The 21339-nt window shown below is 42.9% G+C and carries 18 protein-coding genes; 8 read left to right on the top strand and 10 right to left on the bottom strand.

Features of this window, described 5'->3' with window-relative positions:
- Positions 1-203: 203 nt before the first annotated feature.
- The gene (locus ACR63T_RS06260; protein ID WP_201573256.1) at positions 204-344 is read left to right on the top strand and encodes an entericidin A/B family lipoprotein; all 141 of its coding nucleotides are present in this window, start codon (positions 204-206) and stop codon (positions 342-344) included.
- Positions 345-464: 120 nt separating this feature from the next.
- On the opposite strand, the gene hemW is transcribed toward ACR63T_RS06260, so the two are convergent.
- Positions 465-1757, bottom strand: coding sequence for a radical SAM family heme chaperone HemW (gene hemW / locus ACR63T_RS06255; protein WP_472785120.1), 1293 nt, complete (start codon positions 1755-1757; stop codon positions 465-467).
- A gap of 201 nt (positions 1758-1958) precedes the next feature.
- On the opposite strand from hemW, the gene ACR63T_RS06250 reads away from it, so the two are divergent.
- The 4 genes from ACR63T_RS06250 (at position 1959) to accC (ending at position 6433) form a co-directional block, all read left to right on the top strand.
- The gene (locus ACR63T_RS06250; RefSeq protein ID WP_472785119.1) at positions 1959-2432 is read left to right on the top strand and encodes an EVE domain-containing protein; all 474 of its coding nucleotides are present in this window, start codon (positions 1959-1961) and stop codon (positions 2430-2432) included.
- Positions 2433-2751: 319 nt separating this feature from the next.
- Complete coding sequence (locus ACR63T_RS06245) at positions 2752-4119, top strand: MATE family efflux transporter (RefSeq protein WP_472785118.1); 1368 nt, start codon at positions 2752-2754, stop codon at positions 4117-4119.
- 376 nt (positions 4120-4495) lie between these two features.
- Positions 4496-4924, top strand: coding sequence for an acetyl-CoA carboxylase biotin carboxyl carrier protein (gene accB, locus ACR63T_RS06240; protein ID WP_305900141.1), 429 nt, complete (start codon positions 4496-4498; stop codon positions 4922-4924).
- 147 nt (positions 4925-5071) lie between these two features.
- Complete coding sequence (gene accC, locus ACR63T_RS06235) at positions 5072-6433, top strand: acetyl-CoA carboxylase biotin carboxylase subunit (protein WP_472785117.1); 1362 nt, start codon at positions 5072-5074, stop codon at positions 6431-6433.
- 145 nt (positions 6434-6578) lie between these two features.
- On the opposite strand, the gene ACR63T_RS06230 is transcribed toward accC, so the two are convergent.
- Both ACR63T_RS06230 and leuA read right to left on the bottom strand, forming a co-directional pair.
- The gene (locus tag ACR63T_RS06230; protein ID WP_472785116.1) at positions 6579-7238 is read right to left on the bottom strand and encodes a hypothetical protein; all 660 of its coding nucleotides are present in this window, start codon (positions 7236-7238) and stop codon (positions 6579-6581) included.
- A gap of 236 nt (positions 7239-7474) precedes the next feature.
- On the bottom strand, positions 7475-9247 hold the full coding sequence (gene leuA, locus ACR63T_RS06225) for a 2-isopropylmalate synthase (protein WP_472785115.1): 1773 nt from the start codon (positions 9245-9247) through the stop codon (positions 7475-7477).
- 201 nt (positions 9248-9448) lie between these two features.
- Here leuA and ACR63T_RS06220 point away from each other — a divergent pair, with 201 nt between their 5' ends.
- Positions 9449-9931: an Lrp/AsnC family transcriptional regulator gene (locus tag ACR63T_RS06220; protein ID WP_472785114.1), complete on the top strand. Its 483-nt coding sequence runs from the start codon at positions 9449-9451 to the stop codon at positions 9929-9931.
- Positions 9932-9937: 6 nt separating this feature from the next.
- Here the strand turns inward: ACR63T_RS06220 and ACR63T_RS06215 are convergent, their stop codons facing one another.
- The 5 genes from ACR63T_RS06215 to ACR63T_RS06195 all read right to left on the bottom strand — a co-directional run bounded on the left by ACR63T_RS06215 (position 9938) and on the right by ACR63T_RS06195 (position 16205).
- Positions 9938-11185 carry a YbfB/YjiJ family MFS transporter gene (locus tag ACR63T_RS06215; protein ID WP_472785113.1) on the bottom strand — a complete coding sequence of 416 codons (1248 nt, stop codon included), beginning with the start codon at positions 11183-11185 and terminating at the stop codon, positions 9938-9940.
- Between the two features lie 77 nt (positions 11186-11262).
- Entirely contained in the window at positions 11263-12603 is a 1341-nt protein-coding gene (locus ACR63T_RS06210) for an ABC1 kinase family protein (RefSeq protein ID WP_472785112.1), read from the bottom strand.
- 111 nt (positions 12604-12714) lie between these two features.
- A complete protein-coding gene (locus ACR63T_RS06205) occupies positions 12715-13509 on the bottom strand; it encodes a HesA/MoeB/ThiF family protein (protein ID WP_472785111.1) in 795 nt (264 codons plus the stop codon).
- Positions 13510-13580: 71 nt separating this feature from the next.
- The gene (gene prmC, locus ACR63T_RS06200) at positions 13581-14489 is read right to left on the bottom strand and encodes a peptide chain release factor N(5)-glutamine methyltransferase (protein ID WP_472785110.1); all 909 of its coding nucleotides are present in this window, start codon (positions 14487-14489) and stop codon (positions 13581-13583) included.
- 42 nt (positions 14490-14531) lie between these two features.
- On the bottom strand, positions 14532-16205 hold the full coding sequence (locus tag ACR63T_RS06195; RefSeq protein ID WP_472785109.1) for an AmpG family muropeptide MFS transporter: 1674 nt from the start codon (positions 16203-16205) through the stop codon (positions 14532-14534).
- A gap of 630 nt (positions 16206-16835) precedes the next feature.
- Here ACR63T_RS06195 and katG point away from each other — a divergent pair.
- A complete protein-coding gene (gene katG / locus ACR63T_RS06190; protein WP_472785245.1) occupies positions 16836-19028 on the top strand; it encodes a catalase/peroxidase HPI in 2193 nt (730 codons plus the stop codon).
- A 406-nt stretch (positions 19029-19434) separates the two neighbouring features.
- Positions 19435-20340: a LysR substrate-binding domain-containing protein gene (locus ACR63T_RS06185; protein WP_472785244.1), complete on the top strand. Its 906-nt coding sequence runs from the start codon at positions 19435-19437 to the stop codon at positions 20338-20340.
- Positions 20341-20390: 50 nt separating this feature from the next.
- Here ACR63T_RS06185 and ACR63T_RS06180 read toward each other — a convergent pair whose 3' ends face one another.
- Together ACR63T_RS06180 and ACR63T_RS06175 are read right to left on the bottom strand one after the other, a co-directional pair.
- Positions 20391-20894, bottom strand: coding sequence for a hypothetical protein (locus ACR63T_RS06180; RefSeq protein WP_201573229.1), 504 nt, complete (start codon positions 20892-20894; stop codon positions 20391-20393).
- Between the two features lie 44 nt (positions 20895-20938).
- The gene (locus ACR63T_RS06175) at positions 20939-21172 is read right to left on the bottom strand and encodes a hypothetical protein (RefSeq protein ID WP_201573227.1); all 234 of its coding nucleotides are present in this window, start codon (positions 21170-21172) and stop codon (positions 20939-20941) included.
- Positions 21173-21339: the final 167 nt, after the last annotated feature.

Below are 21339 nucleotides of genomic sequence, written 5' to 3'. Positions count from 1 at the left end.
TAGTGATAGTTACATTTTGATACTGTGCATGGAATTTAACTTTCACTATTATATCTTTGTCGGATAGCAAGACAAAGTTGTGCTTATGTCATAAAGCTAAATTTTTATTTGTCTATCCAATATTTGATAGATGACGTTTGAGCAAAGTGCTTAACGTCATTTGTTTTGTTAGCTTTAACCTACTTATTATTGAGGAAATTATTATGAAAAAAGTAATCATCGCATCTTTGACCGCTATGTTTGTATTGACTGGTTGCAACACTTTTAAAGGCTTTGGCCAAGACGTATCAAGCGCTGGTGATGCTGTTACCGGTACTGCATCAGAAGTTCAGAAAAAAATCTAAGCTATTCATTGTTAGATTTAAAAAAGGCTTACCATTTGGTAGGTCTTTTTTTTGCTGTCAGTTTTGTCAGCACTAATGCTTTATAAAACCAAAACTAGAAACCTAAAAACCTGAAAGTAATTACAAAAACTCTCGTAATATCTGATTAAGATAACGCAGTCCCAGCTTAGTCGGTTGCAACCTGTCTTGACTATCCATAAGTAAGCCTTGCGCTACGAGCTTTGTGACTTGCTCAGCGATATGCTCATAACTTAGTCCAGTACGCGCCTCAAACAGCGCCCAAGTTACACCCTCGTGCAGACGTAGCGCATTGAGCATAAACTCACTGATCAGCTCATCATCAGCTATAGTATGCCAACCAATCATCTTCGGTGCGGATTTGGCTATTAATAATTTTTTTTCAGAAGCGCTGTATGCGACATAATCTTTTGGTAGACGCGACTTACTAAAGCGATATATACCAGCAGCCATTGAATAACTCTGGTTTGACCCCTGATTTTGTAACAGCTCTGACTCATCATTACTAATAGTTATCTTGCCATGCGCCCCCGCGCCAATCGCTAAGTAATCGCCAAACTGCCAGTAATTTATATTATGCTGACAGGGCGTATCTAACCTGCCCGCCCATGCCGATACTTCATAATTGTTATAGCCCAAGCTTTGTAGTAATGCTTGGCCTGCCTGCTCAATATCTGCCAAGCTATCCTCATCTGGTAGTACAGGCTGATCCCGATAAAACACCGTATTAGGCTCAATAGTCAGCTGATACCATGAGATATGAGTGGCACCAGTATCATGGGCCAGCTGAATATCATGTAGCGCCTCAACTAAGCTTTGCTGCGGCAGCCCATGCATTAAGTCCACGTTCACTCGGCTAAACCCTGCTTCACGCGCCGCTTTAATTGCCGTTATCGCTTGCTTGGGATCATGAATACGTCCCAAAGCTACAAGCTTATCAGCAGCAAAGCTTTGCACTCCTATAGACAAGCGATTGATACCCACGTCTAAGTATTGGGAAAATGGCGCATGTTCGAGCGTCCCAGGATTGGCCTCCATGGTAATTTCAATATCATCAGCAAAGTCAAAGCAAGCGCGCAGTCCTGCGAATAGGCGCTGATACTGATCAATAGGCAGTAGTGATGGCGTACCACCGCCGATAAATATCGAGCTGATTTGCCGAGCCTGCGTCAATGGCTGCTGCATCTGCGCGTCCATTAGCAACGCATCTACATACTGACTATAGGTATCGTGCATCGATAGTTGACTAATGGAGGGCAACTCGTGCGAATTAAAATCACAGTAAGGACACTTCTTTACGCACCAAGGTATATGAATATAGAGAGCAAGCGGAATTGCTTGTGCGTCCATAGTATTAAAATTGCTATTGACTGGGCTTATTTGGAGCTGTGACATAAAGTAAACTTATTGACATAAAGATCAAGTGTTGATGGTGACTGACAGCATAAACAGCAATGCTAAAAACCAGTATTATAAACAATCGACAGCAATAACAAAATCAGTAACGAATGCTAATATTACTTTGAACGCATTACAGGCACTATATACAAAGTTTTATACATAAAAATAATTAATAAACATTAGGGACAAGTAATTATGGCTTATTGGCTAATGAAATCTAATCCAAAATTTTTTGGTATTGATGATTTACAACACTTAGGAACAGACACTTGGGAAGGGGTACGCAATTATCGCGCGCGCAATTTTATGCGCGATGATATGCAAGTTGGCGATCAAGTTATTTTTTATCACTCAAGCGCTAAGCCTTCAGGAGTTGCAGGAGTTATGACCATTAGCCGCGCAGGCTATGCTGATCCTACCCAGTTTCATCCTGAGCATCGCCATTATGATCCTTTGGCGACTGAGGATGCCCCAAGATGGTTTATGGTTGACGTCACCTTTGAGCAAGCGTTTAAGGAAACTCTGCCCTTATCTGCTATTAAGTTTATACCAGCGCTTGAAGACTCATTATTACTCAGAAAAGGCTGCCAGCAGTTAACCATTATTCCGCTTGAGCCCAAACACTGGCAAGCGATTATGGATATGGCTGAGGATTTAGAGCTACGATAATAGATTTCAGCAGGTTTTAGACAAATCCACGATCATTATTGCAGCGTTGTATAAATTCTATTAGGACATAAGCGATAGCTTGAAAATATTGACATCATAGCTTGGCTTGTTTACCATCACGCTTGGCTACACCCTTAAAAAAATTTAGCTTTTGACCTGTCTACTTATACTTTGAGTTGACAGGTTATTTTTATTTAGATAAGCATTTTTAAAACTTCCTCTTTGACTATTTTGCTACTATTTTTTCGTTACTATTTTTGTTGATAGCATCATTTTTCTATTAACAATAATTTCCTTAAATAATAAAAAGTTGCTCATCATGGCTTTGCCAATATCCTTTACCGATTTTAAGAGCTACAGCTTACGCTTAGGTGTACTAGCGCTCCCTATTTTAGTCACTCAATTTTGTCAGGCGGCATTGGGTGTCGTTGATGCCATTATGGCAGGACAAGTCTCAGCGCTTGACTTAGCAGCAGTCGCAGTCGGCTCTGGTATTTGGTTGCCGCTGTTTTTGCTGGCGACAGGTATCTTAATTGCCACCACGCCACTGATTGGCGAGGCGATAGGTCAAAACAAGCACAGCGAAGTGCCCCATATCACTCAGCAGTCGCTTTGGACAGCAAGCGTGATTGGCATTTTAGGGTTTATTATTGTCAATCTCATGCCAGGCGTGCTCAATATTATGGGTGTGCCTGCTAACATTCAGCCTATTGCCGCTCAGTATTTACATGGCGTCTCTTTTGGTTTTCCTGCTATGGCAGTGTATGCCGTGCTGCGCAGTTATTGCGAAGCCTTGGGCCGCCCTGAGCCTGTGACTATTATCAGTATCGTAGGCTTATTAGCTGATATCCCGCTGAACTATATTTTTATTCATGGGCTGTTTGGGATGCCTGAGATGGGCGGCGCAGGTTGCGGGGTGGCCACTGCTATAGTGTTATGGATTACGGTCATATTATTAGCAACTTATACTGCCTTTACCAAACGTCAGCAGATCGCTGAAACTCGGTTTTTTCAGAATTTTACAGCACCAAATCGGGCGCAAATTACTAAGCTGCTTAAGCTTGGTATTCCTATTGGTGTCTCAATATTCTTTGAGGCCAGTCTATTTAGCTTAGGCGCCATCATTATCAGTCCCTTAGGTGAGATTGCAACGGCCTCGCATCAAGTCGCCTTGTCAGTGACCGGTCAGCTCTTTATGATTCCCATATCAGTGGCTATGGCATTGACCATTATGGTGTCTAATCGCTATGGTGAAAAGAACCTAGTAGCGCTAAAACAAGTGCAAGCGACTGGTCTTATTTGGACGATACTCATTGCCATTGTCTGCATGCTTGGTATTTGGTTATTTCGGCCACAAGTGGCAGCGGCGTTTACAGATAATATAGAAGTACGAGCGCAAGCGATGCATTTACTTATTTTTGCCCTTGCCTACCAATTGTTTGATGGCTGGCAAGTTAATATTGCTGGTATTTTACGTGGCATGCAGGATACTACTGTACCGATGTGGGTGACGCTGTTCTGTTATTGGATCGTAGCCTTGCCATTAGGTGTCTATCTGGTACGCTATACTAATGTAGGCGCACAAGGATTTTGGATGGCACTTATTACAGGGTTATTCTTAGCGTCTATCTTACTCACACTACGCCTGCGCTTCCAGCAAAAACGCTTGCAAGCGCAGTGGGGCTAATCAGTACTGGCGCTACTCGACTGGTTATACTATGATAAAGCTCAAGGCTATAATCAAGCTTAAGGCTACTATAAAGCTCAAGGCTGTGATAAGACTTGAAAAAATTTATATAAATTTATTATTTAACCACCAGCTTCAATTGAACCTTGCAATTGAAGCTGAGTTTTACGCCTAAATAAGTACTTAATTATAAAATGACGTTCAACTTAAGCTAAAAATATGTAAAAAATCCAGTTAACAGATGTACATTGATTGCTCATTGCAGTGAATATAGGTATCATGAGCGAATACCTAATCAATATTTTGTTACATCAGTTAGTACTACTCCTAGCCAGTACTTTTTTTCTAAACTTTAGTATAAGGTCTCATAAAAATTATGGATATTGAAAAAATACGCACCCTAATCGCCCTCATGGAAGAAAACGAACTGGTTAATCTAGAAGTCAGTTCTGACGATGAGCACATCAGTTTAACTCGCCATTACGAAGCCCCTGCGCCGACTATGATGGCCGCACCTGCTGCTGGCGTAGCACCTGCTGCTGTCAGTGCAAAAGCCGCTGCCAAAGCGGGTAAAGTTGAAAACTCACCTATGGTTGGTGTTTTTTATTCTGCCCCAACCCCTAATGATCCTCCTTTTGTAAAAGTCGGTCAGCAAGTAGAAGCGGGCGATACTATCGGTATCATCGAAGCTATGAAAATTATGAACCCACTTGAGGCAACTCAAAGCGGCATCATTGATGAGATTTTGGTAGAGAATTCAGAGGTTGTACAGTTTGGTCAGCCTGTTGTACGTTATAAAGCTTAATGCGCTTATAATATCTGCCCACTCTACAATTATGACTGATAGCAAGTTACGACTACCTTGCATAAGACCCTATATTAGTATTTTGCTAAGTAATACCCGTCTTATAATAGGCCTATCAGTCACTGCCGCTTTGACAAGGATGACCCCATGATAAAAAAACTGCTCATCGCCAATCGAGGCGAGATTGCCTTACGTATCGTCCGCGCTTGTAAAGCGCTAGGTATCGAAACTGTAGGCGTCTATTCCACTGCTGATGAAAACTTGATGCATTTGCGTTTTGTTGATGAAGCGATCTGTATTGGCAAACCTAACGCCAATCAGAGCTACTTAGATATCAGCACTATCTTAACCGCAGCTGAAATCTCTGGTGCTGATGCTATCCATCCAGGTTATGGGTTTTTGGCTGAAAATGCTGAATTTGCCGAGCGTGTCGAAGAGGCAGGTCTTACCTTTGTCGGTCCTAATGCTGATCATATCCGCTTAATGGGTAATAAAGTCTCAGCTATTAATGCGATGAGAAAAGCTGGCGTGCCGACCGTGCCAGGCTCTGTTGGTGCGGTCACCATCAAAAACGCTGAAGAACAAGCTCGCAATATCGGTTTTCCACTGATTATCAAAGCAGCATCAGGTGGCGGCGGTCGCGGTATGCGTGTCGTTGAGCGCTTTGAAGAGATTGTCGGTCAAGTTCAAGCGGCAAGACAAGAAGCTGAGCTTTGGTTTGGTGATGATACTGTCTACATGGAGCGCTATTTGCAAAACCCGCGCCACGTTGAGATTCAAGTATTGGCTGATGGCAATGGCAATGCTATCCATCTATATGATCGTGACTGCTCGCTACAGCGTCGTCATCAAAAAGTCCTAGAAGAAGCACCAGCGCCTGGTATTCCTGATGATGTACGCCAGCCTATCTTAGATGCTTGTGTTAAGGCTTGCGAGCTGGTCAAGTATCGCGGTGCAGGTACTTTTGAGTTTTTATTTGAAAATGACGAATTTTTCTTTATTGAGATGAATACGCGGGTTCAAGTTGAGCATCCTGTTACTGAGATGATTACCGGTATCGATGTGGTGGTTGAACAGTTAAAAATTGCCGCAGGTTATGGCTTATCTTATCGTCAAAATGAGATTGAGATTCAAGGTCATGCTATCGAATGCCGTATTAATGCTGAGGATCCAACCACTTTTGCACCCTCTCCTGGTACAGTAACTCAACTGTTTGCCCCAAGTGGTACAGGCGTACGCTTTGACTCTCATTTGTACCCAGGCTACGATATACCTAGCTATTATGACTCACTTATTGGCAAGCTCATCTGCCACGGTCAAACTCGAAAGCAAGCTATTTCAAAAACTTTGCATGCCTTAGATGAGCTTATTATTGAAGGTATCAAGACCAATATTCCGTTGCACCGTGATGTTATTTTGGCGGATACTAACTTTACCGAAGAAGCTCAGAATATCCATTATTTAGAAAAAGAGCTACTCCAACCTAAAAAAGACAAAAAGGCTTCTTAATATTCCATAATATTTACGATTACGTGATGCACTATCAAAAAACCGCTATCTCTGAAGAATAGCGGTTTTTGTTTTAGAAAATAAATATTTTTGAAATTAAAAAGCTTGAAAATGACATTGTTTGTACTGTTTATACTGTAAGTAGTTAAGGCAATACTTTATAAAAATCCATAAAGCACTCATTACCATCCGAATCTGCGCACCACTGCATACTATTACCATCATGCTTCAAAAAAGCTACTAAAGCATCGCCTGTTTGATCCACTTGATTACCTGAACAGTCAGGCTCATTATTATCATAAGTGGTTTTCATAGCGATAATAGGTAAGCCCTCTTCGCGATGTGTGATTAAGTAGCGACCAAAAGTCGTCTCTTTACCACTGACAGCTCGCATCTCATTGTCTGCAGCAAAATTATATAACTCACGACATTGATTATTACGAATTGAGGCGGCTCTTGTATTCTGTGCAGCCGCGTTTTGAGCACTATCGCTAATCAAGCCATCACTCAATGAAGTTTCTATAAAGCGGCGCTCGCTTTGATCCAACACCCCATCTAGTGAGGTAGCGGTGACTGCTGGCTCATTGTCTGAGCTTAAGCCTAGTTCTCGTTGTTCATCGGCAAAAGCCAGCTCTTCTACCCGCTTACTCATCACTTCTGTACGTTCCAGATCTATCTGCCACTGTCCTGCTATAGCAGGACTAATATGCGTCGTGATGACTGCTTGGCTGACTTGCTCGCCTGCAACAGGAAGAGTAGACAGAATCCCTGCCAAGGTAAATGAAGCAAATGAGATAGGTTCCATAGTTCACCTTTTTATTTTATTTATAATGGTATATAGCCTACCAGCGTAAGTCTTCGACGCTAAAAACACAAGTAAAAATATGCTATCACCCTAGCGCCATCGACTTCAATGATCAGCTGTATTATCTGTTATGCAAAAAATAGCGCTATATTTTAAGCTCTATTAAAGCTTTTGATATAGCGCTATTAGCGGTTACTTAAACCTTGACTTATGCCTTTGAATCTAAGCTTTTAAACCTAAGCAGCAGTCGCTGTCTTTGCCTGAGCCAAAGCAGATAATGCCCCTTTTAGCATAGCTGATACTGTGCTGCTACAGGTGCCAATACCTGAATATACTTCACCATCGACATTAAGCTGAATATAGGCGGCAGCATTGGCATTGGTTTTGTTATCATTATCGACGCTATTGCCATCGACGTCACTATGCTGAGGGTTTACCGCATGCTCTGCATAATTGATAATGTGTAGCGACTTGCCGGTATGCTTTGCCAAACCATCAATAAATGAGGATAACGGGCCATTACCTGAGCCTTCAACGGTGATAGTCTCGTTATTCATATGTACCTGACCATTAAAGAACACCTCGCCGCCTTTGTTATTGACGCTATAATCAAGTAAATCATAGTCACCTTGCTGCAAGTAAGTATCTTCAAAGGTCTGCAAGATTTCATCGTTTTGTAATTCACGGGCGCTACTTTCTGCTTGCTTTTGTACTACGCCACTGAAGTCAATTTGCATCCAACGCGGCAGATTAAAGCCATAATTGCGCTGTAGGATATAAGCTACGCCGCCTTTGCCTGACTGGCTATTAATACGGACCACATCTTGGTAGCTGCGACCGATATGTGCCGGATCGATAGGCAAATAAGCCACATCCCATACGTTTTCGGTTTTATCTTTGTGCTCCTCATTATAATCAAGCGATTTTTTGATAGCGTCTTGATGCGAGCCACTAAAGGCAGTAAAGACCAGCTCGCCGACATACGGATGGCGTGGATGCACAGGTAAATTATTACACTCGCTGACCACTTGTACAATCTCACTCATATCACTAAAATCAAGCTCTGGATCTACGCCTTGGCTAAACAAATTCATCGCCATGACCATAACATCCATGTTGCCCGTACGCTCGCCGTTACCCAAGAGCGTACCTTCAATACGATCAGCGCCAGCTAATACGCCAAGCTCAGCCGCTGCGACCGCACAACCACGGTCATTATGAGTATGCAAACTAATAGTGACATGCTCACGCTTAGCTAAATTACGGCAGAAATACTCCACCTGATCGGCAAACACATTAGGCATAGACGCTTCAACCGTTGCGGGCAAGTTTAAGATGACTTCTTGACCATTCTCAGGCTGCCAAACTTCGCAGACCGCATCACAAACTTCTACTGCATACTCAGTCTCAGTCTGGCTAAAGCTCTCGGGAGAATACTGAAATACCCATTCAGTTTCAGGATATTTGGCCGCATATTTCACTAATAGATTTGCCCCAGTAATGGCAATCTCTTTGATTTCTTCTTTGCTCTTGCCATAGACCTTTTCGCGTTGAATACGGCAGGTTGAGTTATAGACATGGACGATAGCGCGACGAACGCCAGCAAGTGACTCAAAGGTGCGAGCAATCAAATGCTCACGTGCTTGAACTAATACTTGTAGGGTCACATCATTAGGAACATGATCTTCTTCAATTAATTTACGTGCAAAATCAAATTCCACTTGCGCAGCTGACGGAAAGCCGATTTCGATCTCTTTAAAGCCTACACCTACTATTGTCTTAAAAAAGCGCATTTTTTGCTCAATAGTCATTGGATCAATGAGCGCTTGATTACCGTCACGTAGATCAACACTGGCCCACATCGGCGATTTTTCAATCGTTTTACTCGGCCAAGTACGATCGGGTAATAGTGGGGCAAACGCAAACGGGCGATACTTTTTATAATCAAAAGCGGCGTGTTTAGGCGTTACTTTGGCATCGGCAGTGTTAGCTGTGGCTTGTTGAGACATAATCAATCCTTAAATAATTTAGCGAATTGTAGTGATTAAATGATGCGCTTATCATACGAGATAACAGAGGTTTATACCATTATAATAGCAAAGTTTATCAAGTGAAAAACACCTTAGTTGTCTTTATTTCTCAACTATATTAGTGATAATTCTTTATTTAAGCGATATAATTAGAGAAAATCACTATATTTGGTGCAAGTTATGATAAATGATGACAACAAATCAATAGTAGCAATCGATGAGGTTGATAAGAAGTTGCTACGTCTGCTGCAAGTCGATGCTCGTATGAGTATTACTGAGCTTGCCGAACGCATCAATCTCTCAGCGACACCCTGCGCTAGGCGTATCAAACGTTTGGAGGATACAGGAGTCATTACGGGTTATCATACTCAAACGGATGCGCAAAAGCTTGGCTACCCACTGGCTATATTTATCGCGGTTAGCATGGATCGACACACCGCAGAGCGTTTCGAGCAGTTTGAACGTAAGGTACAAGGCTTTGATGAGGTGGTTAGCTGTAGTATTGTCACAGGACGCTCTGAGGACTACCTAATAAAGGTATGCGTGCGCGATATGGCACATTATGAAGAGTTTTTATTACATAGGCTTAATCGTATCGAAGGGGTCGCACAAGTCCATACTAGCTTTGAGCTGCGTGAGGTTTTTAGTCGGAGTATGATTTAGTGCGCTCTAATTCTCCGATTGTGGCTGCCGACGAAATAGCAATAATAAGACTAGGCTGATTAGTAAGCCAATACCTGCCACTATCAAACCAGCATTAAAGTTATCATTACTACCTGCTAACGCCACAGTGATTAAGGGTCCAACGAATTGACCTACGGCATAAGCTAGCGTTGCCAAACCCATCAATAAGTTGGAGTAAGCAGGATTAATACTTTTGATGATATTAAGAGTCATTGATACCATACCAACAAAAGTCAATCCCAATATGACAGCGTTTGCATACAGACCTAAAGCACTGTCGAATAACCAAGGTGCAAACATACCTATAGCTTGCAATATCGTCAAACCCATTAGAGTCTTAATCTCACCAATACGTTTGGCAAGGGCACCCCATAATGGATTGGAGAGCATCGCAAAAATACCGACTATGAGCCAAATCAGTAGACCAGCATAATTCTGATCGGTAAGCTGACCAGTCGCCATCACTGGCAAAAAAGTCGCTGAGGTAATATACCCAAATCCTGCCAGTAGATAGCTGACGGATAACAGCGCAATCGCCCGCGTATGACCTATCATCGCCTCGAATAATGAGCGTTTAAAATTAATATAGGTTTGCTTGATAGAAGGGTATTTGACTGTAGAATTTAATTGTGTGGCGTCTGATTTTATAGGCCGTATAGCATAAAGCAACACTATCAGCGGTAAACTACTTATCCCAGCGACTAGCCAAATCACCTCAAAATGATAACCCAGCGTCAATAACCACCAAGTCAAAATAGCCGAAGCGCTAATCCCTGTCCCAATGCCCGCATAATGTACTGTGGATAATAGTGAGCGCTGAGCGCCGCTAAAGTGCTGAATAATAAAAGACGAGCCCAGTATCATACCGATACCACTGGCAATACCTGCTAGCAAGCGGATGATATACCATAAGCTCAAAGGCATGTTAGGCGCAACTAGCGCAATAGTCGTCACAATGCTCAGAATAATTCCTACCATCAGCGCCCTGTAAGTAAGGCGCTGCGGCACAAACATCGAAATCAGTGCCCCAATAAAATAGCCACTATAATTAACTGATGCCAGCCAACCAGCAATAGTGGTTGATAGTGTCAACTGGGTCATAATGTCAGGCAGAGTCGCTGTAAATAAAAAGCGCCCATACCCCATCGCCACCGCCAGACAGTACAGCCCTATCCAAGCGATCGCGGTTTGATTGGTGATGATTGGGACGATAGAGCGCCGAGCGGAATTCATGATACTGCTCGTTCATACCTAATTGTGGCCATCAGCACCCTACCCTCTTCACAGATAATTATTATGGAACAGTAACATTAAGAGGCAACGGAAGGTAGCGCTGTATCGTCCTGCCCGAGCATAGCAACTCGCTTATCGCTGAACATATCCATATCAGGAGCAAGGGTGCGCATAAAACGGTCAAAATAGAGGAGCTGCTTGGTCAATAGCGCAAAGTCGCGCGGGAAATGAATACCATGACGTTTACCAACCTCGACAATCTCCAGCATCATTTTATTCAGCTCATCCGCTTGCTCTTTGACATTGACAGGTACGCCACTAGTAAAGGTGATATTTTCAGCCATGACAACCTGCATCATTCGCTGTAAATCCTCAGCGAGTGCCGCCACATCGACTTGGCCACGAGCGCCTGTCATTTCCATATCGATCATATACTGCGCCATGGCCTGATAGTTATTATCCTGCAGCGCTTGCATCATACCCATACAGGCACGCCAGCTCTCGGCTTTTAATTTACCCACGATACCGAAATCGATAAAGCCAATGCGTCCATCGGTCAACAGCATCAGATTACCTGCATGCAAATCAGCATGGAAGCTATTACAGAGCATTAGGCTTGCAAACCAAGTATTGAGCGTATCGGCCATCACTTGTGCAGGGTCACTACAATACTGACGCATAGCAGTTTCATCAACCATAGACACCCCACGCAGTCGACTCATAGTGAGCACTCGCTTGGTGGTTAGATCATCATAGACTTTCGGTGCAATAACACGCGTATTGCCTGAGACTTGTAAGAACTGCTGAAAGTCGCGGATATTTTGCGCCTCAGCAATAAAGTCAGTCTCAGCGAGCATACGCAAACGAATCTCATCAATGATCGGTGCAATGCTCGCAAACTTCATCGACGGCATTATCAGCTCTAATAGCTTGGTTGCCATATGCAAGACGCCTAAATCCGTCTGCATAATAGTCTCAACATTAGGCTTTTGTACTTTTAGCACCACCTCATCGCCGTTGTGCAAACGCGCACCATGCACCTGCGCAATTGATGCTGAGGCGATCGGCTCTTTGTCGATATGAGCAAACTTTTCTTCTAAGGTTTGACCATAGACTTCTAACTCAGCCCTTAATACTTGCTCAATATAAGCGTAGGATAAGGGTGTGGTCTGATCCAAACAGCTTTGAAAGGCTTCGACGTATTCGCGTGGAAATAGTGAAGGCGTACTAGCGATAAACTGACCGATTTTGATATAAGTCGTACCTAGCTGCTCAAAGGTTTCTTTTAGTAGTTGCGCATCAGGCTTTTCGCCAGTGGCGACTCTAAGGGCTGACAGTCCTGCAACACTGGCAGTCTGACGAACGCGATTGACCACATTAAAGGTATGTTTTAATAAATGAGGGCGATGAATTTTCATAAAAGACAACTGTATCGAAAATAAAGGAGTTAGATGGGATAGTTAACAGAATATTCAATGAGCTTGGCAGTCACAAAATAAATCAATGAGCTTACTTAACGATATAAAAGATTAACGGCTAGCACAGACGATACAATCTTTATCTTGCCTATAACCCATCAGCCGCTGCTGCATGCGGCTACCATCCCACAATAGCAGTTTGCCTGTCAGTGGATTTTTGGTTAAGCCCAAGTATTGCAAGGCTGCATTGGCCTGTAAGCTACCCATAACCGCCGTCGTACTTGCCAGCACGCCAGAATTGGCACAGGTGCGCGCATCAGCTGCTTCATCAACACGGGTCTCACCGAATACACAATGGTAGCAACCTGTATTAAGCTGCGGTTCAAATAGCGCGAGCTGCCCCTCCATTGCTATAGCAGAAGCTGATAATAGCGGAATCTGGTAGCGCACGCTAATACGGTTAATCATATCGCGAGTGGCAAAATTATCAGTACAGTCCAGTAATAAATTGGGCTTGCCCGACTCCATTGCTAGCAGCTCATAGACGTTATTTTCATCTAAACGAGCGACGCTACCCTTTGCCTTTATCAATGGATTTATTCTGCCCAGCATAGCAGCAGCAGTAGTCGCTTTTGGCTGACCTATGTCCTCAGGTAAAAACAAAGTCTGACGCTGTAAATTGCTGGCTTCGATGACATCATCGTCAATCAGATGTACTTGTCCAACACCCGCGCGCACCAAAGTCTCTGATGCTGGACACCCTAAACCACCTGCGCCAATCATCACCACACGAGAATATTTGAGGCGAAATTGAGCATCAATATCCCAACCGTCGAGTAATACCTGCCGCGCATAGAGCAGTAGCTCATCATCGGTCAGTGACTGGCTATCGGTTAACTGAGTCATATTCAATACCAAAGCTTATCTTAATAGTAAAAAAGAAATTCTAGCGACACTAGTTCTAAAGACACTAATTGTCAAAGAAGCTGCCCAAGCGTTACTCTATCATTACCACCAAAGTCTTGCACCGTCTGCACTTTATCAAAACCGTTTTTGATAAATAATTGATGCACCGATTGCCCTTGATCATGACCATGTTCAATCGCTAATAGTCCATTACTAAGTAAATAGTTAGGCGCTTGCTGGACAATATGCTCGATATCTGCTAAACCCTGATTGGGTGCAGTCAAGGCACTGATCGGCTCAGCTTGTAGACTGGTTAAATGCTCATCCGTTTCATCGATATAAGGCGGATTAGATACGATAATGTCAAACTTATCAGCATGGTCATTATTTAATTGCTCATACCAACTGCTTTGCACAAACTTAATATTAATGACTTTATTTAGCTTAGCATTTTCACAAGCGACTTCTAGCGCCTCCTGTGATAAATCCACTGCGACCACTTGCCAGCTATACTGTTTGTAGCACTTATTATTAGTCAGCTCATACGCTAGGCTAATCGCAATACAGCCTGATCCAGTACCTAAATCTAGTAGGCGCTTATTTTGATCACTGTTTTCAAGCTCTGACTTATTAGCTTTAATCCAAGATAGCGTTTGCTCAACTAAAACCTCAGTATCGGGTCTTGGAATTAGCGTATGTGCGTTTACCTTAAAATCAAGCGACCAAAACTCTTGCCGACCTGTTAAATACGCTAGCGGCATGCCCTGCTGCATCTGAGCCACGCCAATATTGAATCGCTCAAATTCGCTAGCCGTCAGCTGATAACTCTCATCTGTTATTGAGAATGATGACGGCTTATCAATAACGTAAAGTAGCCAATCAGTTAGCCAAAATGACGGTACGCCAAACGTTTGAGCGAACTGTGGCGCTTGCTGTTTGATGTGCCGTACTGTCATATTCTCTGCTTTAGACGTTTCCATGAGCTACTCTCAGTACCTATTTAACACTATTTAATCAACACTTTATTCGCTTGCCCGTGGTGGCTCTTTTGTATTGGTCAGATTAGGATTCGCTTTGGCTAGCTCAAGCCCTGCATTACCTTTACCACTGCCCTTATCATCGTCATCACCATAAATATCATCATGACCGCCAATGACAATGTGTTTATCGACTAAATAAATCAGCACCAATATAGGAATACCAATAGCAAAGGTAAACATAAAGAAAAACGGGTAACTGGTATTATCGACGATAGCTCCTGAATAGCCCCCTATCACCTTAGGTAATAAGGTCATCAAGGAGGAGAATATTGAATACTGCACAGCGGTAAAACGAATAGAGGTCAATGCTGATAAAAAGGCAATAAATACGGCGCTGGCAAGGCCGGCTGCTAGATTATCAAGAATGACCGCCAAATACATATACGGCAAACTACCGGGATGATAGGTCAGCAAAATAAATAGTAAATTAGTCACACAAGCAAGGATGGCACCAACCATCATAGCGCGCATAATACGCATTTTCTGCGCTAATATGCCTCCTAAGAAACCACCACCGATAGCCATAATGACCCCGACCAATTTGACAGCGTTGGCAATATCAACCTTAGTGAAGTCCATATCTTGATAGAAGACATTGGAGATTACACCCGCAACAATATCCGAGATACGATATAGACCAATTAGCGCCAATAACAATAAAGCTTTCATACCATACCGACGAAAGAAATCTGCAATAGGCTCAACCCATGTCGTCCTTGCAAATTCTGGCTCTACAAGGTTGGCCTTAACCAAGCCATAGCCAATCGCTATAGCGGCGGCCAAGCTCGATACCATACGTACTACTTCAATTAAAAAGCCAAATAGCACGCTTTCAGTCTCAGGCAATAACGGTCCCATATTGGCAAATACCAGTACAAAACCTATGACTGATATGGCAAATACGAGTACTAAGCGAGTATATTCCGAAGTTTTACGCTCGACCAATACCTGCTGGCTAACAGGCTCATGAATAACCAAAGTGGTAATAACCCCAACGCTCATCACCGCAGCCATGATCCAATAAGTATTTCGCCACGCCTCATAACTATAAAATGTTTCGGTCGAGCCAAAATAATCTGCCAAGTATAGCGCGCCAGCACCAGCGACAATCATACCCAAGCGATAGCCCGTAACATACATAGCCGACAATACTGCCTGCAAGCTTGGCGGTGCCAGCTCAATACGGTAAGCATCAATGACAATATCTTGGGTGGCGGATGAAAAGCCAAGTAGTACCGCGCCCACTGCCATTAAGAACAAACTACCCTCAATCGCTGGATTAACACTTGCCATAATACAAATGGCCGCAATAATCATAATCTGCGATACTAATATCCAGCTACGCCTACGACCTAATAGCTTCGTTAATATGGGCAGTGGCACAGCATCAATAAGGGGCGCCCAAATAAACTTGAAGGCATAACCAAGAGCTGCCCAGCTGAACATCGTCACGACAGTACGATCTATACCAGCTTCACGTAACCACAAAGAAAGACTTGAGAAAATCAATAAAATGGGAATGCCTGCGACAAAGCCCAAAAGCAACATAATTATCGCGCGGCGATCGAGATAAGCTTTTAGGCTCTCACTCAATGACTTCTTGGCAATAGGCGACTTTGATGATGTAGAAGGCGGTGCAGATTTGACAGCGGACATAACAATTCACCGAAACATAGGACAGGAAACATCACAGTGCACGCCGTTTTAGTGCTGCACAAAAATGTGATCGTGACAAAATTGAATTATGGTACTTGAGAACGTGTATTTTGACTAGGCATTATGATGATATTTTTGCATTAAACGACTCATAGCTAGACTATCTTTGTTGCATCTATCTTGGCTGTAACTGGATGTATTATAAGCTTGCACAACTGTTATTGCCATAGTTCTATAATAGCTACGTTAGAATTACGGTCGATCGACATCTATCCTCCCTGATATTACGATTTATAATTTAAAACACATAATTATTATATATTTATTTTATCAATCAACGATAACGTTATAAGATAAAACTATAAACGATAGTATCTAGACAATATCTATAGGCATTATTACAGACACCCTTAATTTTTATCATAGCCGGTTTTATATTGGCATAGGAGCAAAAAGATGAGCAAATCTACCCCTTACCCACACACAAAAAGTGCAGAACAAGGCTCAAGTGATTCTGACCATTCAACCAAAGATACGCCAAGTAATACGACTTATGATAAAGGTGATGGCTTAGGTCCTGATATTCATAATCAAAACATTGATGAGTCACATGCACCGCAGCGTCCTAGTATGGGTGGTTGTCCCGTTATGCATCAAGCGCATACAACGACTGCATCAGCAGCAACAGATTGGTGGCCAAATAGCTTAAATCTAGACATCTTACATCAACAAGATAACAAGACTAACCCTATGGGTGCCGATTTCGATTATGCTGAGGCCTTTAAGACATTGGATCTAGAGGCTGTCAAACAAGACCTAAAGGATCTGATGACTGACTCACAAGAATGGTGGCCAGCAGATTGGGGTCACTATGGCGGACTGATGATACGTATGGCATGGCACTCAGCAGGTACTTATCGTAACTCTGATGGTCGTGGCGGCTCTAATACGGGTAATCAGCGCTTTGCACCTTTGAACAGCTGGCCTGATAACGTCAATCTTGATAAAGCTCGTCGCCTACTTTGGCCTGTCAAGAAAAAATATGGTAATAAGCTATCTTGGGCAGATTTGATGATACTAGCGGGTAACATGGCTTATGAGTCTATGGGCTTTGAAACTTTAGGTTTCGCGGGTGGTCGCGCTGACATTTGGCATCCAGAAAAGGACATCTATTGGGGTTCTGAGCGCGAATGGCTAGCGGCAACCAAAAATCGCTATGACGACGATAACGAACGCGAATCGTTAGAGAATCCATTAGCTGCGGTACAAATGGGCTTGATCTATGTCAACCCAGAGGGCGTCGATGGTAATCCTGATCCGCTCAAAACCGCACAAGATATCCGCACTACTTTTGCACGGATGTCGATGAATGATGAAGAAACCGTGGCCCTAACCGCTGGTGGTCATACCGTTGGTAAGTGCCATGGTAATGGCGATGCCACTGCCCTAGAAGATGAGCCCGAAGCCGCTGGTATACAAGAGCAAGGGCTTGGCTGGCGTAACCCTAATGGTACGGGCAATGCTGGCGACACCGTCTCCAGTGGTATTGAAGGCGCTTGGACGACTCACCCTACGCGGTGGGATTACGAATACTTTGAGCTGCTATTCAATCACAACTGGGCGCTAACCAAAAGCCCAGCAGGCGCTTGGCAATGGGAGCCGACGGACATTAAGGAGGAGGATAAGCCCCTTGATGCTCATGATCCAAGTGTACGCCGCAACCCTATGATGACCGATGCCGATATGGCAATGATCAAAGACCCTGCTTATCGCAAGATTTCAGAGAACTTTCATAAGAACCCAGAATACTTTGATGAGGTGTTTGCAAGAGCTTGGTTTAAGTTGACTCATCGTGACTTAGGGCCAAAATCGCGTTATTTAGGGGCCGACGTGCCAGCGCAAGATTTTATCTGGCAAGATCCTATTCCAGAGAGCCCTGCTGACTTGAATGCTGATGACATAGCTACTTTAAAAGCGAAAATCGCAACACAAATTGATAATGGCAGTCTTAGCCGTCGTGAGCTAATCATTACCGCATGGGATAGCGCTCGCACTTATCGTGGCTCTGATTTGCGCGGCGGTGCTAATGGTGCTCGTATCCGTCTGGCTCCGCAAAAAAACTGGGTCGCTAATGAGCCTGAGCAGTTAGGGAGAGTGCTTGATGCTTTGACTCAGATTCAGACTGAATTTGCTAAAGATGTTAGCTTAGCGGATTTGATTGTACTTGCGGGTAATACTGCTATTGAACAAGCGGCGGCTGATGCAGGCGTCCATGCGCAAGTCCCTTTTGAGACTTGGCGTGGTGATGCCACTGACAAGATGACGGATGCTGATTCATTCAACGATCTTGAGCCGCGTCATGATGGCTATCGTAATTGGGTAAAAGATAACTATGCGGTATCGCCTGAGGAGATGCTACTTGATCGCAGCCAATTGATGGGCTTGAGCGCTCCTGAGATGACTGTGCTGATCGGTGGTATGCGCGTGTTAGATACTAACTATGAGCACAAGCAACACGGTGTCTTCACTGACCGTGCTGGCGTGCTTAGCAATGACTTCTTTGTCAATATAACCGATATGAATCTGACTTGGCACCCTATTGATGACAATGATGACACCAGCCATACCTCCAATCTTTATGAAGTGCGTGAGCGTAAAACGGGCAAAGTCAAATGGCAAGCCACTCGTGTTGATCTGGTATTTGGCTCCAACTCCATCTTACGTGCCTATAGCGAGCTATACGCGCAGGATGATAATTTAGAAAAATTCGTTCATGACTTTATCAATGCTTGGAATAAAGTGATGACTGCGGATCGTTTTTAAACTTGAGCGCTAGTTATTAACACTTTCTATTGTTTAACATTATCAAAACGGCTACCTATTATAAGGTGGCCGTTTTTTGTGGTGACTGATATTAAGTTAGCCAAATAATTGAGGTGTTCATTGTTTGTTGTTCATGACACAAAGGATCGTCAGGATTAAGCCAACAATCTCTCTATATTCCAAAATATCATAAATAGATACCTATCTAGTATATACAAGAATAATAGCTTTGAATTAAACTAGGCGCTTGCCAAACTTTGGCGTTTGAAATGCTTATAAAAATATAAGACAGTTCTAAAGTAGCTTTTAAACAGTAGTTTTCAGTAAATAGCTTTAAATAAATATAGTAGATAACAGGGACTAAATAATGGCAATCGATGTGGTGGTAAACCAGCGGCACTTGCAAATTCAGCTCAAGCAGCTTGAAACAGTATGGCATACCGTCATTAATGGTTATAATTTAAGCCAAGCGGCCACAGTGCTACACACTAGTCAATCCAGTCTTTCTAAGCATATCGCCGCTCTTGAGAATCAACTCAAAACCGAAGTGTTTGTGCGTCAAGGCAAGCGCTTGACAGGCCTAACCACTATGGGTACGGCTCTGCTACCCCATATCGAGGCTATCTTTGCAGAGATTCGTACGATTGAGAATTTGAGCCTCGATTTTAATAATCCAAATACAGGTACGCTCACGATTGCAACTACGCATACTCAGGCGCGATATGTATTACCACAAGTGGTCAAAGAGTTTAAAGCGCGCTTTCCTAAAGTAAACCTAATCCTACAGCAAGCGGATCCTGAAACTATCGCACAGATGGTGATTCGTGGACAGGCTGATATCGGTATTGCAACCGAATCGCTACTACATAATAACTATCTGCGCTGCTATCGCTACTATGACTGGACACATCGTATTATCGTGCCAAGTGATCACGAGCTGGCGGGTCTAGAGAGCATTGATCTACCAACGCTTGCCAGCTACCCTATCGTTACTTATCATGGTGGCTTTACAGGACGTGGAGCTATTGATAAGACTTTTGACGCGGCAGGGCTTGAGCCTGATATCGTACTCGCCGCACTCGATGCGGATGTGATTAGCACTTACGTAGAGCTAGGTCTAGGAATTGGCATTATTGCTGAAATGGCTTATGATCCTAGCAATTATCACAACTTAGTGGCGATACCTGTCGATCATTTTGGCCGCTTTACTAGTTGGATGGCGGTACGAGATGATGCAGAAATACGTCAATACGGACGCGCCTTTATGGAATTATGTCAAAAGCAGTTCGATCATCATAGTGATTTGGTTTAGACGTCAATTTACACCAAACCGAAAAGTATAATTGACAGTGTCTAACAAGTTTATCTTTTGTAGGGTGCATTCCATGCACCGATGGTCGGCAATAGCGTCATTATTGGTGCGCTGGAGAGCACCCTACGTCTACTATATTTATTCAATGTTGTGCTTGGAAAGTCCCACGACCAAACATGCATCATATCGTCAGGACTCTGCCTAAATGATTCAGTTTCAAAATCTTTCAAAGCTTCATATAGATTATCAAGCACTTCTTCTCTAGTGCCTTTAAATATGAACGGCTTACCACAACTAGAATTCGGAAATACCTGAATTTGAAGTTCATCTGTAAAGCTTATAAAACGCCATAATGCAAAATCAGGCTCTAATGAAAATTCAACTTCTTCAGTTTTGCTGCCAAATTGCAGATTAATAACTGCTTTAGCTAGCTCGCTAATTGAATCACATGAAACGTCAGAGATATCTAATATGATGCATTGGCTTTGATTACTAATAGTAAGCTCTAACCAACCTTCAACTGGTACACCAAACTCGATTTTTACTGTGTTCATGGCTAGATACCTAATAAATTCATATTCACATCAATGCTAATAGCTTAGCAATTAGCATTGATGTGAATACTATATGCTAAAGTAAATATAATTATCCAAAACACTGCTCCTACAAAAACTACTAATAAGCCTTCTGGATTAGGGTTGTTTTTGGTAAATAATCTAGTGATGAAATAACCAGTTCCCTTTAATAGTATCTCAAACACTATTTCAATTACAAAATATCCAATCAAGCGACCGATAACTCTGAACATACCTTCGAAGACATCTTCTATCATTTTGCTCTCTATAACTAATTACTTTGTTCGTTGATAACGATATCTTTACGTCTAGTTTCATTCTTATATAGATGGCAATCCTTAGTGTGTCGGCTCACGAGTAGCAGACTACGTTCAATCCATGGGTTACCACCCACAATACATGTAGAATTCTATCTCAATATTAA

The sequence above is a fragment of the Psychrobacter sp. M17(2026) genome (assembly GCF_055699815.1).
The sequence above is the reverse complement of the archived record's forward strand: the minus strand, read 5'-3'. Positions and strand labels throughout refer to the sequence as shown.